Origin of the sequence: Methylobacterium planeticum (genome assembly GCF_008806345.1) — a bacterium.
Lineage (GTDB): Bacteria > Pseudomonadota > Alphaproteobacteria > Rhizobiales > Beijerinckiaceae > Methylobacterium > Methylobacterium planeticum.
Map to the genome: position 1 here is coordinate 88,411 of NZ_VZZJ01000005.1, position 13,990 is coordinate 102,400.

18 protein-coding genes and 1 tRNA gene are annotated in these 13,990 nt (G+C 71.7%); 8 read left to right on the forward strand and 11 right to left on the reverse strand.

Annotation, left to right across the window (positions count from 1 at the left end; translation table 11 throughout):
• Positions 1-124: 124 nt before the first annotated feature.
• Both F6X51_RS07755 and F6X51_RS07760 read right to left on the reverse strand, forming a co-directional pair.
• Positions 125-943, reverse strand: coding sequence for a Crp/Fnr family transcriptional regulator (locus tag F6X51_RS07755; RefSeq protein WP_150962667.1), 819 nt, complete (start codon positions 941-943; stop codon positions 125-127).
• Between the two features lie 134 nt (positions 944-1,077).
• Positions 1,078-1,950, reverse strand: coding sequence for a glycoside hydrolase family 25 protein (locus F6X51_RS07760; RefSeq protein ID WP_150962668.1), 873 nt, complete (start codon positions 1,948-1,950; stop codon positions 1,078-1,080).
• A 202-nt stretch (positions 1,951-2,152) separates the two neighbouring features.
• Between F6X51_RS07760 and F6X51_RS07765 the strand changes: the two genes are divergently transcribed.
• Positions 2,153-2,596 (forward strand): DUF488 domain-containing protein, encoded by a 444-nt coding sequence (locus F6X51_RS07765; RefSeq protein ID WP_150962875.1) that lies wholly within the window; start codon positions 2,153-2,155, stop codon positions 2,594-2,596.
• Between the two features lie 11 nt (positions 2,597-2,607).
• On the opposite strand, the gene F6X51_RS07770 is transcribed toward F6X51_RS07765, so the two are convergent.
• Both F6X51_RS07770 and F6X51_RS07775 read right to left on the reverse strand, forming a co-directional pair.
• Positions 2,608-3,075, reverse strand: coding sequence for a DUF6894 family protein (locus F6X51_RS07770; protein WP_150962669.1), 468 nt, complete (start codon positions 3,073-3,075; stop codon positions 2,608-2,610).
• A gap of 35 nt (positions 3,076-3,110) precedes the next feature.
• Positions 3,111-3,323 (reverse strand): hypothetical protein, encoded by a 213-nt coding sequence (locus tag F6X51_RS07775; protein WP_150962670.1) that lies wholly within the window; start codon positions 3,321-3,323, stop codon positions 3,111-3,113.
• Positions 3,324-3,474: 151 nt separating this feature from the next.
• Between F6X51_RS07775 and F6X51_RS07780 the strand changes: the two genes are divergently transcribed.
• Positions 3,475-3,663 (forward strand): hypothetical protein, encoded by a 189-nt coding sequence (locus F6X51_RS07780; protein ID WP_150962671.1) that lies wholly within the window; start codon positions 3,475-3,477, stop codon positions 3,661-3,663.
• A gap of 136 nt (positions 3,664-3,799) precedes the next feature.
• Here the strand turns inward: F6X51_RS07780 and F6X51_RS07785 are convergent, their stop codons facing one another.
• A complete protein-coding gene (locus tag F6X51_RS07785) occupies positions 3,800-4,264 on the reverse strand; it encodes a hypothetical protein (protein WP_150962672.1) in 465 nt (154 codons plus the stop codon).
• Positions 4,265-4,543: 279 nt separating this feature from the next.
• Here F6X51_RS07785 and F6X51_RS07790 point away from each other — a divergent pair, with 279 nt between their 5' ends.
• From F6X51_RS07790 to F6X51_RS07800, 3 genes are all read left to right on the forward strand, one after another.
• Complete coding sequence (locus F6X51_RS07790) at positions 4,544-4,756, forward strand: hypothetical protein (protein ID WP_150962673.1); 213 nt, start codon at positions 4,544-4,546, stop codon at positions 4,754-4,756.
• 74 nt (positions 4,757-4,830) lie between these two features.
• Complete coding sequence (locus F6X51_RS07795) at positions 4,831-5,046, forward strand: dodecin (RefSeq protein WP_150962674.1); 216 nt, start codon at positions 4,831-4,833, stop codon at positions 5,044-5,046.
• Between the two features lie 289 nt (positions 5,047-5,335).
• Positions 5,336-5,572: a hypothetical protein gene (locus F6X51_RS07800; RefSeq protein WP_150962675.1), complete on the forward strand. Its 237-nt coding sequence runs from the start codon at positions 5,336-5,338 to the stop codon at positions 5,570-5,572.
• Positions 5,573-5,627: 55 nt separating this feature from the next.
• Here F6X51_RS07800 and F6X51_RS07805 read toward each other — a convergent pair whose 3' ends face one another.
• From F6X51_RS07805 to F6X51_RS07815, 3 genes are all read right to left on the reverse strand, one after another.
• Positions 5,628-6,377 (reverse strand): class I SAM-dependent methyltransferase, encoded by a 750-nt coding sequence (locus tag F6X51_RS07805; protein WP_150962676.1) that lies wholly within the window; start codon positions 6,375-6,377, stop codon positions 5,628-5,630.
• Between the two features lie 228 nt (positions 6,378-6,605).
• Positions 6,606-6,690 (reverse strand) — tRNA-Leu (locus F6X51_RS07810).
• A 120-nt stretch (positions 6,691-6,810) separates the two neighbouring features.
• Positions 6,811-7,116, reverse strand: coding sequence for a FliM/FliN family flagellar motor switch protein (locus F6X51_RS07815; RefSeq protein WP_150962677.1), 306 nt, complete (start codon positions 7,114-7,116; stop codon positions 6,811-6,813).
• Between the two features lie 71 nt (positions 7,117-7,187).
• Here F6X51_RS07815 and lipB point away from each other — a divergent pair, with 71 nt between their 5' ends.
• Positions 7,188-7,913 carry a lipoyl(octanoyl) transferase LipB gene (gene lipB, locus F6X51_RS07820; RefSeq protein WP_210250288.1) on the forward strand — a complete coding sequence of 242 codons (726 nt, stop codon included), beginning with the start codon at positions 7,188-7,190 and terminating at the stop codon, positions 7,911-7,913.
• Positions 7,914-7,925: 12 nt separating this feature from the next.
• On the opposite strand, the gene F6X51_RS07825 is transcribed toward lipB, so the two are convergent.
• Positions 7,926-8,813: a cation diffusion facilitator family transporter gene (locus tag F6X51_RS07825; RefSeq protein ID WP_150962678.1), complete on the reverse strand. Its 888-nt coding sequence runs from the start codon at positions 8,811-8,813 to the stop codon at positions 7,926-7,928.
• 133 nt (positions 8,814-8,946) lie between these two features.
• On the reverse strand, positions 8,947-9,180 hold the full coding sequence (locus tag F6X51_RS07830) for a hypothetical protein (protein ID WP_150962679.1): 234 nt from the start codon (positions 9,178-9,180) through the stop codon (positions 8,947-8,949).
• A gap of 148 nt (positions 9,181-9,328) precedes the next feature.
• Between F6X51_RS07830 and queA the strand changes: the two genes are divergently transcribed.
• Together queA and tgt are read left to right on the forward strand one after the other, a co-directional pair.
• On the forward strand, positions 9,329-10,417 hold the full coding sequence (gene queA / locus F6X51_RS07835) for a tRNA preQ1(34) S-adenosylmethionine ribosyltransferase-isomerase QueA (RefSeq protein WP_150962680.1): 1,089 nt from the start codon (positions 9,329-9,331) through the stop codon (positions 10,415-10,417).
• Positions 10,417-11,568, forward strand: a complete 1,152-nt coding sequence (gene tgt, locus F6X51_RS07840) for a tRNA guanosine(34) transglycosylase Tgt (protein WP_150962681.1) — start codon at positions 10,417-10,419, stop codon at positions 11,566-11,568. The genes queA and tgt overlap by 1 nt, the downstream gene beginning before the upstream one ends.
• Positions 11,569-11,596: 28 nt before the next feature.
• Here the strand turns inward: tgt and F6X51_RS07845 are convergent, their stop codons facing one another.
• Positions 11,597-13,678, reverse strand: a complete 2,082-nt coding sequence (locus tag F6X51_RS07845) for a putative bifunctional diguanylate cyclase/phosphodiesterase (protein ID WP_150962682.1) — start codon at positions 13,676-13,678, stop codon at positions 11,597-11,599.
• Positions 13,679-13,990 lie beyond the last annotated feature (312 nt).

Below are 13,990 nucleotides of genomic sequence, written 5' to 3' on the forward strand. Positions count from 1 at the left end.
GGCCAGGACGGAGGGCCGCAGGGCTTGGGACGGCGCCTGTCGGACGGCACGATTGCATTGTGCACGATTTGGCTCGTGTCGCCAGCGGCATCACGGCGATCCGGACAGGGCATCGCCGCGCCCCTCACCGGCTGGCGCGCTCGACCACGGCCGCGGGGTCGAGCCTGCGGGCTTCGCGCGCATCCTCGGGCGGCTGGAGCCGGAGGAGCTGTCCTTCGGGGCCGTAGACCGCGCCCAGCACCGTCTCGAAATGCCGCTTGACGTTGCCGTGGCACTCGCAGGCGACGCTCTCCATCTCGGTGCGGTTGAGGATGGTGATGCGCCCGCGCCCCACCTCGATCAGACCCTGCTGCTGCAGGATGCGCAGGATGCGGGTGAGATAGGTGCGCTGCACGCCGAGCATCGCGGCGAAGAGCTCGTGGGTCACGGGCAGGGTGTCCGAGCCGAGCCGGTCCTGCAGGGTCAGGAGCCAGCGCAGGCAGCGCTCCTCGATCGGGTGCAGGGCATTGCAGGCCACCGATTGCAGCACCTGCGCGAGGAGGCAGTCGGAGTACCGGGTGAACAGGTTCCGCAGGGTCGGCGAGCGGCGCTTGGCCTCCTGCAGGCGGGCCGCGTCCATCCGGATCACCGGGCCGCCGATCTGCACCATCGCGTGGGTCGAGGCGGGCAGGCAGCCGTTGCTGACGACGCCGCCGACCGCGCCCTCCCGCCCGATCGTGGCGGTCTCGGCGCTCCGCCCGTCCTGCATCGCGATCACCAGGGTGGCCACGGTCTGATCGCAGGGGAAGGAGATGAACGACACCTCGCTCCCGGCCGAGAACAGGGTGTCGCCCTTCTGGTAGGTGTGGCGCTCGAAATGCGGCGCCAGCAGCGCACGGTCGTCGTCGTGCAGCGCCTTCAGGAGAAGGTTGCCTTCGAAGTGGGATTCCGGCGCCGAGGACATGAGATCGCTGAGCTGAAGAGGGTATTGCCTCCTCCTAAAGCAGCGCTTCGGCGCCAGTCTGTCTACTTGTAGACATATGCCTGAACAATTTTACGTTCTCGGCATGCGTAGGATCGCCCCGACGCGGATCGCGGTCACTTTCCGGTGCACAGCCCCTGTCCGGCCAGCCGCCGGTGATCGCGCGGATCGCAATCGGTGGAGAGGAAGGAGGCCCATTCGGAGGGCGAGCCGTAGAAGGCGTTGCGGTCCACGTCGCCGCGCACGCCGGGGACCCGTCCCGTCGAGGTGAACTGCCAGAGCATCCACTTGCGGTTGACGAAGCGCTGTTCCGGCTCGGCGGCGGTGGAGCGGACCCAGTGCGGGTAATCGGGCAGCTCGTCCTCGAGCACGTCCTTGTGGAAGGTGATGTCGGTGTAGATGATCGGGCGCTTGCCGGTGTAGCGCTCCATCTCGGTCAGCATGGAGCGGATCATGCCGAGCGCCTGGGCCTTGGGCAGCCGCTTCGGGCAGGTCTGCGAGTGGCCGTTCCACTCCACGTCGAGGACCGGGGGGAGGGCACTCGGGTCGTTCGGAACGTTGCGCTTGAACCAGACCATCTGGTCCTCGGCCGAGCGGCACCAGAACACGAAATGGTAGGCGCCCCGCGGCACCCCGGCGCGGGCGGCCCCGTCCCAGTTCTCGCGGAAGCGCTCGTCGACATGGTCGCCGCCCTCGGTCGCCTTGATGAAGGCGAACTGGGTTCCGGCACTGCGCACGGAGGCCCAGTCGATCGGCCCCTGCCACTTCGAGATGTCGATGCCCTGGACCGGGTGGCTCTTGGCCCGCGCCACGCCCGGATGGGGCTTGGCGTCACCCTTGGTCGGGTAGAAGTCGTTGTTCGAGGCGCAGGCCGCCAGGCTCGCCAGAAGGGCGGCCGAGACGGCCCGCTTCACCCAGGCGCGCCCGCGGCGCGGGCCGGCGGGCGGCAGGGCGGCAGATTTCAAGGGGAACCCGTTCCACAGCGACATCGATGCCAGGCCCACCGTCTCACGCGCCAATACCTTGGGTCATCGATGCCCCTTGCGCGGTTAACAGACCTTTGCGGTCAATGCGGCGGAATTCCGGAAGCCGTTGCGCGGGAGCGACATAGCGGGCGGGCATCCACACTCCCGGAGCGGCTGCCGCATGCTTAAGTTGCGGTCGTTCCTCGATTTTCGAAAGGCCGCGCCCGTGCGCAAGACCGTGTTTACCATCGGGTACGAAGGCCTCGACCAGGAGCGTCTGGTGGCGGCTCTGCGGAATGCGGGCGTGGGGCTCCTCGCCGATGTCCGGGCGGTAGCGAATTCGCGCAAGCGCGGCTTCTCGAAGGGCGCCCTCAAGGCCGGCCTCGAGGCGGCGGGCCTCGCCTACGCGCATAGCCGCGGCCTCGGCACCCCGAAGGCCGGGCGCGAGGCGGCCCGCGCCCACGATGCCGGGCTGATGCGCCGGATCTACTGCGAGGAGGTGCTCGACACCGCCGATGGCGCCCTCGCCCTCGACGCCCTGGCGGAGATGGCCGCGGCCGCGCCGACCTGCCTGCTCTGCTTCGAGCGCGACCCGGAGCGCTGCCACAGGCGCGTCCTCGCCGAGCGGTTGGAAGCGCGCGGCTTCACCAGCGTCGACCTATTCGGCTGAGGCACGCCGGGTCAGCTGCCGGGGAAGGCGAAGGGTGGACGCCAGGGGATCCCGCGCAGCCGCTCGCCGGCCTCCGCCCAGCGGGCCTTCAGCATCCGGCGAAGCGGGCCGAGCCGCCGCCGGACCCCGGAGAGAGGCGCTTGAAGCCCGTGACGCTGCGTCCGGGCCTTGAGGGCGCGCGCCGGCGGTACCCGCGCCTCCGGGCCGCCGGCCGGCTGGACGGGGGCCGGGCGGTCGGGGGGCGCCACCGGCACGTAGATCGCCTCGAAGAAGGACAGGTCGAAGACCGGGGCGCCGGCCTCGTCCGTCACCGCGATCGCGGCGTTCAGCAGGCGCGGCTCGCCGCCGTGCTGGGCCACGAGGGCGCGGATAATCGTGCGCGCCACCGCGCGCGCCTCCTCGATTCCCGCGACGCATTGCCCCGTGCGCTCGGGCAGGTAGGCGTCGTCGAGGCGGATGTTGAAGAAGACGCGGGCCATGCGGGGCTCTCCCTGTTCATCCGAGCGCGGCCCGATCAGGCCGCCTCGGCCCCATCGACCGGCTCGGCCTGGGCGGCGGCAGGCTTCGGGCAGAACGCGTCGGCGAGGAGGTTCAGGCGCTGGGCCATGTCCCGCACCTCGTTGAGTGCGATGGACTTCTGGCCCTCCTTCACCGCCCGCGTGATGTCGCTGATCTGCGTCGTGGCGATGCGCTTCAGCTCAACGGCGAGCTGGTCCTTGGTCATCATGAGCGGGTCCCGAGCTGGTCTTGAGGAGGGAGAATGGCCCGGCGCCCCTTACCAGCGGGTTTCGGCGCGGGGGCCCGGCCCATGAGCCGGAGCGCCGGCGGCGGTGAACCGATCGGGGTGCGCGCCCGTTGGGTTCCTTTGAGGTGCCGGCATGAAGGGTACACCGCAAAGCCTCTGGCTCTCCGCCGCGAACCGGGCCACGGGCTGGTGGATGGGGACGGCGACCGCCATGATGCGGCGCCAGCAGCGCGCGGCGCTCGCCGAGATGACCAAGGCCGCAACCGGCGTGAAACCGAAGCGGGCGAGGAAGCCGCGCAGGCGCCCCGCGACACGCCCCTGAGGCAAGCCGTCCCGGGCCGCGCGGATCCACGCCGAGACGACCTCGGGCGCGTAGCGCGCCTTGTCGCAGGAGGAACATCGGCCGGGCCGAGCTACTCCTGCGGGCTTGATCGGCTCGACCGGTCCCGCCGCGATCCTCAGCCGAACAGCAGCATCGCCCCGGGCACGCCGACGAGCCCGCCGACGACGCTCGCCGCGAGCCAGGTTTCGAGGCGCCGCGCGGCCATGGCGCGCAGCCGCCGGGCCGCCAGCCCGGCCCGGACATGGCGGCCGTTGATGCAGGAGCAGAGGAGCCGGTGCGCCTGTCCCTCCCGCAGGTCGAAGAAGCTGCGGGCGTCGCCGTAGGTGTCGCCGGCCAGGCCGCTGGCGCGCAGCAGCGGGTCCGCGTAGGCGAACGCGATGGCCGAGCCCTCGACGCGCAGGGCCCGGCGCTGGGCCCGCGGCAGGAGGTCGACCTCCGGGAGGGCCGGGAAGGTGCGGTCCGGCTCCCGCTCCAGCAGCGCGGCCCAGTGTTCGAGCCGGGCGCGCCGGGTGGCGAGGAGCGCCGGCCGCGGCGTGACGTCGGCCACCCCCTGCATCTGCTCCACAGACTTGTGTTCCATGACGAACCTCCCGCTGAGCCGAACCGAGCGCATGGAATGATGCCTCGGGGGCGCAGCCTCGATCCGGCCGTGGGCCACTGCCTTCACTTTGTTTAAGCCCGGACACGGAAGCCGGGTGCAGGCCGGTGCGGCTGTCAGCCCGCGCGAGCCTGACTGGATCGGAAGCGAAGCTCGGGCGTTACCTCTTTTCGGGTCGCGAGGCCCGGTGCGCCGTCGCGTCGGATCCGCCGCACGACGCTGTCGACGACCCTGCCCGCCACCTCGCCAGGAGTGCCCGCGATGTTCGACCTCACCAGCCTGATGGAGGAGTTGAAGCGGAACGACGCGGCCATGGCCGCCATGACGGTGCTGGAGGCCGCCCTCGGCCGGCGCACGCCCGAGGAGCAGGGCGCGTTCTGGCACGCCGTCGGCCTCTACTACGTCTCGCGCAAGCACCCGGGCGAGACGGGAACCGTCGCTCCGGACTCGGCGGCGCTCGCCGAAGGGGCGTAGGCCCACCCGGATCCGAACCCCACGTCGCACCACCCGTCCCGTGGCCGCCGCGGGACATTCCTGAGGAGACCGGGATGTCCGAGCATCATATCTACAAGGTGATCGAGTTGGTCGGGTCGTCGCCGACCTCCATCGAGGATGCGGTCCAGGCTGCGGTCGCGCGGGCGAGCCAGACCGTGCGGAACCTGCGCTGGTTCGAGATCCTCGAGACGCGGGGGCAGATCGCGGACGGCAAGGTCCAGCATTACCAGGTCACCCTCAAGGTCGGCTTCACGATGGATGGGGCGTGAGCGAACGGTCGCACCCGACGGGGTCGGAGACGCCGGGTCCCCGCCGAGCCCTGTCAGGGGTGTGAGCGCGCAGCCCCCTGGCATCGGGCGCGAGAGCCCCAGGGGAGGGCCCGGCATCGTGTCCGGACCCGAGATCACGGGCGGCTGCGATCGAGCGTCCGGCTTCCCCGCAGGCCACCGCACGGAATCTGTCCCGTTCCGTACATTTCCCGTTGAATCGCATTCGTGAATGCGAACACACTCGGGCAACGCGACCCCTCGAGAGACAAGATCTGCGCCCGGAGGAAGCATGACGCGCACGGCACTTCTTGCGGCCGGCTTGACTGTGATGCTCGGCATCCCCGCCTCGGCCGGGCCGAAAGCCGATCCGGGCACGCCGAGCGCCAACTCGAACGGTTCGGCCGAGGCGAAGCGGCGCGACATGGAACAGCGGTCTCAGAAGGCCGAGAAGGACCAGCAGGCCCGCAATCAACTCTTCGACGCCAAGGTCAAGCGCGCGACCGGCTCGGTCTGCTCCGGCTGCTGATCAGCGCGCGCGGGCGACGGGCCAGCGCGAGCGATCGCCGGCGGGCAGCGTCACCTCAGAGGCGGCCGACCCTCAGCGACAGGGGCCAGCGCACCATTCTCCGCGCCTCGGGATCGCCCCAGGCTCGCGCCAACTCGGCCTGGGCCGCATCGATGGGTCCGCGGCCGACCGCCTTCTCGGCCTGGCGGACCGCCGACCACGTCTCGATGTAACCGATCAGGTCGCTCATGCCCCACGAAACCTCGATCGCGAGGCTCGGCGCCTCCACGGCCTCGAACGGGAAGGGGAGGCTGCGGTAGCCGTCCTCGACGTGCCGCCGCTCCGTTGGCCAGTAGGGTCCGATCACCGCGTGGTAGAAGCGCTGCACCACGGCCTCGACCTCCTCGCCCGCCACGTGCAGCACGCCGTAGGTGATCAGCGCGAGGATCGCGCGCGGTCGCGCGACCCGGCGCACCTCGGCGTAGAAGGCATCGAGTTCGAACCAGTGTGCGGCCTGCGCGACGGTGATGAGGTCGGTGCTTCCGGCCGACAATCCGCTCACCTCCGCCGGCGCCGTCCGGTAGGTGACCGCCTCATGCGGCGTCGCGCTGGCGATCTGCTGCGCGCTCGCATCCGTGGCGAGGACCCGCCGGAACCGCGCCGCGAGGAGCACCGAGAGTTGCCCGGTGCCGCAGCCCGCATCCCAGGCCTGCGTCCGGGCCGGCGCCGCGTCCGCGAGGAAATCCGCGAGGGCGTGCGGGTAAGTCGGACGATGCGCCGCGTAGCCGGCGTTGTTCGTCGAGAAATGATCCTTGAAGCCTGTCATGCGGATCTCCGCCAGAGCGCCGCTCGGGATCCGGTCCGAGCTCCGCCCGATCGGATCGCGGCCGGACGCACCGAAACCTTCTGATCGCCGAGGAAATGGTGCTCGTGGCTCTGAAGGCCCACCAGCGGAAGAGCCGCCGGACAGTGTATGCAGGATCTGGTGCGAAAAGCGGTCGGCGCGAAGCTCGCGAACATCGACCGAACGTCAAGAACACCAACAAGAACAAGTTGGTGCGGCCAAGAGGACTCGAACCTCCACCCCTCGCGGGACTAGCACCTCAAGCTAGCGCGTCTACCAATTCCGCCATGGCCGCATCGGCACCCACCGGGTCCGGCATCTCCGCCGGCCGCGTCCTGCGGGGCAGGCCGTTTCCGTGGTGAGCGGCGCAGCGGATAACAGATCGAATCCGCCCCGACAAGCACCGCGTTGCGCGTCAGGCAGGTTCGTCGTCCATTTCGAGGATTGGCACCGATCCCTCGCCGATGGTGACGCCGGGGGCGCGCAGCACCTCCGCCTTGCGGATCAGTTCCGTCACCTCCACGGAGATGCGATTGCCCGTGACCACGATCTGGCCGCGGGCGATCGGGTGGTCGTTTGCGAGAATCTCGACCATATCGCTCTCGGTGGCCTCGAGCTCGATCACGGCGCCGCGCCCCATGCGCAGGAGCATGTGGAGCGGCATGTGGCTGCGCCCCAGCACCACCGAGAGGTCGACCTTGAGGTCTTCGAGAACCGCCACGCGCCGCGCACCTTCCGCTCGTCCGGCCCCCGCCGGTCCGGCGCCGAGCATCCGCGCAATAAGGTGAAGCCTTGGTAAACGAACCCGCCCCGCGCCACGATCCCGGCCCGTTCCTGCCACGCGCCGGCTCGGGACCGGTGGAGTGGCGCATCAGCGAGGGCCTCGTGCCCTACGCGGAGGCCGTCGCCGCCATGGAGGCGCGCGCCGCCGCGATCGCGCGCGCGGAGGCGGCCGAATGCGTCTGGCTCCTCGAGCACCCGGCCCTCTACACCGCCGGCACCTCGGCCCGGGAGGCCGATCTCGTCGAGCCGGAGCGCTTCCCGGTCCACCGCACGGGACGGGGCGGGCAGTACACCTATCACGGGCCGGGGCAGCGGGTGGCCTACGTGATGCTCGACCTCAACCGGCGCCGCCAGGACCTGCGCGCCTACGTCGCCGCCCTCGAGGCCTGGATCATCGCGACCCTCGAGGCCTTCAACGTGCGGGGCGAGCGGAGGGAGGACCGGGTCGGGGTCTGGGTGCGCCGGCCCGAGAAGGGCGCGGACGTCGAGGACAAGATCGCGGCGATCGGCATCCGGGTGCGGCGCTGGGTGAGCTTCCACGGCATCAGCCTCAATGTCGAGCCCGACCTGTCGCACTTCTCCGGCATCGTCCCCTGCGGCATCCAGGGGCACGGGGTCACGAGCCTCGTCGATCTCGGCCACCTCGTGAGCCTCGCGGAGGTGGACATGCAGCTGCGCGCGCGGTTCGAGCCGATCTTCGGCGAGACCGTCCCGGCGGGGCCGCCGGACCTTTGAGGCCGCCCGGCCTCACAGCACCGGCACGCCCCGCTGCTTGGCGTGCTCGGCCGGCTCGACATGGATGACCACCACGGCGCCCGCGATGGCGCCCTCGATCGCGTCCTCCAGCCGGTCGCAGATGGCGTGGGATTCCTGCACGCTCATCTCGCCCGGCACCACGAGGTGGAAATCGATGAAGGTCGCCTGGCCCGCGTGGCGGGTGCGCATGTCGTGCGCCTCCAGGGCCCCGGCGCCGTGGATCGAGATGAGGCCGCGGATCTGCGCGACCATGTCGGCCGGCGCCGCCCGGTCCATCAGGCCGTCGATCGATTCCCGCACCATGCCCCAGCCCGACCACAGGATGTTGAGGGCGACGAGGCCCGCCACGATCGGGTCGAGCACGAGGGCGCCCGTGACGGCCACGAGGGCGAGGCCGACGAGCACGCCGCCCGAGGTGAACACGTCGGCCATCACGTGGCGGGCATCGGCCATCAGGGCGGGGGAGCGCCAGGCCCGGCCGCGGCGCATCAGCACCACGGCCCAGGCACCGTTGATCAGCGTCGCCAGCGCGTTGACGGCGAGGCCGAGGATCGGCGCGTCGACGGCCTTCGGCGCCAGGATGCCGCCGGCGGCCTCCCGCAGGATCAGGAGCGCCGCCACGATGATCAGCGCCCCCTCGATCACCGCCGAGAAGTACTCGGCCTTGTGGTGGCCGTAGGGGTGGTCGGCATCGGGGGGCGAGGCCGCCACCCGCAGGGCCACGAAGGCGCAGGCGGCGGCCACCACGTTGATGATGCTCTCCAGGGCATCCGAGTAGAGCGCGAGGCTGCCGGTCAGCCACCAGGCGCCGAACTTCAGGCCCGTCACGAGGGTGCCCACGAGGGCACCGGTGAGGGCGGCTTTCTGGGTCCGTTCCATGGGGTTCGACAGGTGTCCGGCGGAGATCGCGGGCCGGCGGCCCGATCCGCCCGAGCCCCTACAGGCCCACGCCCCCGGAAGGCCACGGCAAAGGTCTTAGCCGGAGCTATAGGGCGGACCGCCCCGGGGCGCCTCAGGCCGTCTCGTCGGGGAGCGCGGTTGGGGCGCCCCGGGCCGCCTCGCGGGCGCGGCTGCGCGCGGCCTGGGCGCGGGCCTGCTCGGCCTTGCGCCGGTAGCGACGCGCGATCCAGCCGAAGCGGGCCTTCGCGGCCAGCGCGTCGAGGCGCGCCGCCTCCCGGTCCCAGTAGGTCACGAGCTGCGCGTCCAGGGTGACCCTGGCGCGGCGTCCCGTCGGGCGTTCGTCCACGGTTGCCACTCCCCGTCCGAGGCCTCTTCGCCTGCCGCGTGCATTGGCGGCCGGGGCGGGGCCGCGGTCAAGCCGGGTCCGGCCGTCCGCGCCGCCGTGTCGGCGCGCGGCATTGATCCGGCGGGCCAATCCGTGCAGTTGGCGCCCCATGCGTGTGGATCTGTTCGATTTCGAGCTGCCGGAGGCACGCATCGCGCTGCGGCCCGCCAGCCCGCGCGATGCCGGCCGCCTCCTCGTGGTGCGCCCCGGCGGCCCCCTGGAGGACCGCGGGGTCCGCGACCTGCCCGACCTGCTGCGCCCGGGCGACGCCCTGGTCTTCAACGACACCCGGGTGATCCCGGCCCGGCTCGCGGCCTGGCGCACCCGCCCCGGCGCCCCCGGCCTGCGGGCCGAGGTGATGCTGCACCTGCGCGCGGCGCCCGATCGCTGGCGCGCCTTCGCGCGGCCGGGCAAGCGCCTCGCGGTGGGCGACATCCTGCGGTTCGGGCACGCGGCCGCGGGCGCCCCGTGCGAGCTCGGCGGCCTCACCGCGACGCTGATCGAGAAGGGCGAGGGCGGCGAGATCGGCCTGCGCTTCGACCTGTCCGGACCGGTGCTCGACGAGCGCGTCGCGGCGCTCGGCACCCTGCCGCTGCCCCCCTACATCGCCGGCAAGCGCGCGGCCGATGCCCAGGATGCCACCGATTACCAGACGGTCTTCGCCCGCGAGCCCGGAGCGGTCGCGGCCCCGACCGCGGGCCTGCACTTCTCCGAAGACCTCCTGGCGCGGATCGACGCCGCCGGCCTGTCGCGCCACACCGTGACGCTGCATGTGGGGGCCGGCACCTTCCTGCCCGTCAAGGCCGACGACACCGCCGACCACCGCATGCATGCCGAGATCGGGCATCTCGACGCGGAGACCGCCGCGCGGCTCAACGCGACCCGGGCGGCGGGCGGGCGGATCGTGGCGGTCGGGACCACGGCCCTGCGGCTCCTCGAGAGCGCGGCGGACGCGGAGGGGCGCCTGCGCGCCTTCTCGGGGCCGACCGAGATCTTCATCACCCCGGGCGTGCCGATCCGCGCGGTCGATGCCCTGATGACGAACTTCCACCTGCCCCGCTCGACCCTGTTCATGCTGGTCTCGGCCTTCTCGGGGCTCGACACCATGCGGGCGGCCTACGCCCACGCGATCCGGTCCGAGTACCGGTTCTACTCCTACGGCGATTCGAGCCTGCTCTTCCCGGCCGGAACCACCTGATGTCAGACCACACGCCCACCGACGCCTTCGCGTTCCGGGTCGACGCGACCGACGGCGCGGCCCGCACCGGCGCCATCACGATGCCGCGGGGCGTCGTCCGCACGCCCGCCTTCATGCCGGTCGGCACGGCCGCCACCGTCAAGGCGATGTACCCCGGGCAGGTCCGCGACCTCGGCGCCGACGTCGTGCTCGGCAACACCTACCACCTGATGCTGCGGCCCGGCCCCGAGCGGATGGCCCGCCTCGGCGGCCTGCACCGGTTCATGGGCTGGGACGGGCCGATCCTCACGGATTCCGGCGGCTTCCAGGTGATGTCGCTGGCGAGCCTGCGGAAACTCGACGAGCAGGGCGTCACCTTCCGCTCGCACGTGGACGGCTCGGCCCACCACATGAGCCCGGAGCGCTCGATCGAGATCCAGGGGCTGCTCGGCTCCGACATCCAGATGCAGCTCGACGAGTGCGTGCGGCTGCCCGCGGAGCCCGCCGAGGTGGAGCGCGCCATGCGCCTGTCGCTGCGCTGGGCCGAGCGCTGCCGCGCCGCCTTCGGGGAGCAGCCCGGCAAGGCGATGTTCGGCATCGTGCAGGGGGGCGACGTGCCGGCCCTGCGGGTCGAGAGCGCCCGGGGCCTCGTCGATCTCGACCTCAAGGGCTACGCGATCGGCGGCCTCGCGGTGGGCGAGCCGCAGGCCGTGATGCTCGCCATGATCGAGGCGGTGGAGCCGCACCTGCCGGCGGGCAAGCCCCGCTACCTCATGGGCGTCGGCACCCCCGACGACCTGATGCGGTCCGTGGCGCGCGGCATCGACATGTTCGATTGCGTGATGCCGACGCGGGCCGGGCGCCACGGCCTCGCCTACACGCGCCAGGGCCGGGTCAACCTGCGCAACGCCCGCCACGCCGAGGACACGCGGCCCCTCGACGAGACCGCGTCCTGCCCCGCCGCCCGCGACTATTCCCGCGCCTACCTGCACCATCTCGTCCGCTCGGACGAGATCCTCGGCATGATGCTGCTGACCTGGAACAACCTCGCCTATTACCAGGATCTGATGGCGGGGATGCGCGCCGCGATCGCGGCGGGCCGCCTCGCCGGGTTCGCGGCCGAGACCCGGGACAACTGGGCGCGGGCGGAAGCCGGGCGCGCCGCTCCGTAAAGGCGATCCGCCGGGCTTGAGGCCGGCCTCAGGCGGCCCGCTCCAGCGCCGGCGTGCGGGCGAGGAAGCACCGCAGCTCCGGGACCGGGAGGGGACAGCTCAAGAGGTAGCCCTGCATCTCCTGGCAGCCCATCCGGTGCACGAAGTTCAGCTGGTCCGGCGTCTCCACCCCCTCGGCGGTGATCCGGGCGCCGAGATCGCCGCCGAGGCTCACGATGGCGCGCACGATCGCGGCCGTCTCGCGCGCGTCGATCTCGCTGATGAAGCTGCGGTCGATCTTGATCCGGTCGAAGGGAAAGCGGCGCAGGTAGCCGAGCGACGAGTAGCCGGTGCCGAAATCGTCGAGGGCGATGCGCACGCCGAGGGCCCGCAGCCGGTGCAGGCAGGCGATCACCGCCTCGCTGTCGCGCATCAGCACGCTCTCGGTGATCTCGAGCTCCAGCCGGTTCGGGGCGAGGCCGGAGACGGCCAGAGCCGCGGCTACGTTGTGCTCCAGGCCCGGCCGCTCGAACTGCACCGCCGAGACGTTGACGGCGACCCGCAGGGCATCCGGCCAGGCGGCGGCTTCCCGGCAGGCCTCGTGCAGGATCCATGCGCCGAGGGGCACGATCAGGCCCGTCTCCTCGGCCAGCGGGATGAACTCGCCCGGCCCGATCAGGCCGCGCCTCGGGTGCACCCAGCGCACCAGGGCCTCGCAGCCGCTCACGGTGCGGCGCCCGAGGTCCAGGGCCGGCTGGTATTGCAGCTGGAACTCGCCCGCGCTCACGGCCTGGCGCAGGTCGAGCTCGAGGCGGTTGCGGCTGGCGAGCAGCGCGCTCATCCCGGCCTCGTAGAAGCAGTGGGTGTTGCGGCCCGCGGCCTTCGCCCGATAGAGCGCGATGTCCGCGTGCCGGAACAGCGTGCCCGCATCCCGCCCGTCCCTCGGAGCGATCGCGATGCCGATGCTGACGCCGATCTGCGCGCTCTGTCCGTCGAGGTCGACGGGCCGTCCGACCATCGCGATGATGCGCTCGGCGACCGCCCGGGCCGCCCGCTCCGGCTCGGGGCCGGGATCGGCCAGCACGACCACGAACTCGTCGCCGCCGAGCCGGGCGACCAGGTCGACCTCGCGCAGGCTGTCGCGCAGGCGCTCCGCCACGGCGTTGAGGAGCACGTCGCCCGCCGGATGCCCGAACGTGTCGTTGACGGCCTTGAACCGGTCGAGGTCGAGGCTGAGCACGGTGGCGGCGCCCGTCTCGGCGAGTAGGTTGTCCAGATAGGCGTTGAAGGCGGCGCGGTTGGCGAGCCCCGTCAGGGAATCGTGATGGGCGAGGTGGAAGATCCGGTTCTCGATCCGCCGCCGTTCCGTGACGTCCTCGATCGTCGAGACCGTGCCGCCCGTCGGCAGGCCCCGGGTCGCGATCAGGAGGATCTGCTCGCCGAGGGCGATCTCCGCGACGTCGCTCCCGAAGACCGCCGTCATCACGGGGGACCGCCGCGTGCGGCGCATGCCGCGCCCGGCCGGACCGCGCAGGGCGCGGCTCCGGGCCAGGACGCGCCGCAGGAGGCCCGGGAAGGCGGTGCCTCGCGCGGTCTCGTCCTCGCCGAGCCCGAGAATCTCCCGGAAGCGGTCGTTGCAGAGCACGAGGCGCCCCTGGGCATCCAGGAGGTACAAGCCCTGCGACATGTGGGAGAGGGCGAGGTTCAGGTTCTCGGAGGTCTCGCGCAGCCGCTCCGCAGCCGCTCTCTGCTCGGTGCGGTCGCGGGTGATCTTGGCAAACCCCACGAGGCAGCCGTCCTCGTCGTGGATCGCGTCGATCACGACATGCGCCCAGAACTGGCTGCCGTCCTTGCGCAGGCGCCATCCCTCGTCCTCGAAGCGGCCCTCGCGCCGGGCGACCGCGAGGTTGCGCTCCGGCGCGCCCGCCGCGCGCTCCGCGGGCCCGTAGAAGCACGCGAAGGTCCGCCCTACGATCTCCTCGGCGCGGTAGCCCTTGGCCCGCTCGGCGCCGGCGTTCCAGTTGGTCACGACGCCGTCCGGATCGAGCATGTAGATCGCGTAGTCGCGAACGCCCTGCACCAGAAGCCGGTACATCGGATCGGGACTGACGCCTGGCTGGGCGGCTCTCATGGTCTCGCTCTCGGCGTAAGGTCGGACAGCGGGTGCGCGGGCACCGAACGTCCAGCGCTGGGGACAGGCAACAAACCCGGCATCCGACCGCGATCCCGCGCGCGGGATCCCTGCAATTCGGAGATTTCTACCAAGAGTTGCCGTGACCCCAAACTTGGATACGCTTCGATCATCTCTTGCCAGACTTCACGAACGGTGAAGCAGGACCATTCCTGCGCCGCCGAACCTGCGCACTGTTGCGGCAAAACTGTCCAATCCGGCCCGGATAGCCGTCGTTTTGTGCTCAGCGGCTCGCGGTGGAGGCCCCTCCGC

Coding starts and splice junctions, on each gene's coding strand:
- F6X51_RS07755 (WP_150962667.1), bottom strand. CDS start 943: ATGTCCTCGGCGCCGGAATCCCACTTCGAAGGCAACCTTCTCCTGAAG.
- F6X51_RS07760 (WP_150962668.1), bottom strand. CDS start 1,950: ATGTCGCTGTGGAACGGGTTCCCCTTGAAATCTGCCGCCCTGCCGCCC.
- F6X51_RS07770 (WP_150962669.1), bottom strand. CDS start 3,075: ATGGCCCGCGTCTTCTTCAACATCCGCCTCGACGACGCCTACCTGCCC.
- F6X51_RS07775 (WP_150962670.1), bottom strand. CDS start 3,323: ATGATGACCAAGGACCAGCTCGCCGTTGAGCTGAAGCGCATCGCCACG.
- F6X51_RS07780 (WP_150962671.1), top strand. CDS start 3,475: ATGAAGGGTACACCGCAAAGCCTCTGGCTCTCCGCCGCGAACCGGGCC.
- F6X51_RS07785 (WP_150962672.1), bottom strand. CDS start 4,264: ATGGAACACAAGTCTGTGGAGCAGATGCAGGGGGTGGCCGACGTCACG.
- F6X51_RS07790 (WP_150962673.1), top strand. CDS start 4,544: ATGTTCGACCTCACCAGCCTGATGGAGGAGTTGAAGCGGAACGACGCG.
- F6X51_RS07795 (WP_150962674.1), top strand. CDS start 4,831: ATGTCCGAGCATCATATCTACAAGGTGATCGAGTTGGTCGGGTCGTCG.
- F6X51_RS07800 (WP_150962675.1), top strand. CDS start 5,336: ATGACGCGCACGGCACTTCTTGCGGCCGGCTTGACTGTGATGCTCGGC.
- F6X51_RS07805 (WP_150962676.1), bottom strand. CDS start 6,377: ATGACAGGCTTCAAGGATCATTTCTCGACGAACAACGCCGGCTACGCG.
- F6X51_RS07825 (WP_150962678.1), bottom strand. CDS start 8,813: ATGGAACGGACCCAGAAAGCCGCCCTCACCGGTGCCCTCGTGGGCACC.
- queA (WP_150962680.1), top strand. CDS start 9,329: ATGCGTGTGGATCTGTTCGATTTCGAGCTGCCGGAGGCACGCATCGCG.
- tgt (WP_150962681.1), top strand. CDS start 10,417: ATGTCAGACCACACGCCCACCGACGCCTTCGCGTTCCGGGTCGACGCG.
- F6X51_RS07845 (WP_150962682.1), bottom strand. CDS start 13,678: ATGAGAGCCGCCCAGCCAGGCGTCAGTCCCGATCCGATGTACCGGCTT.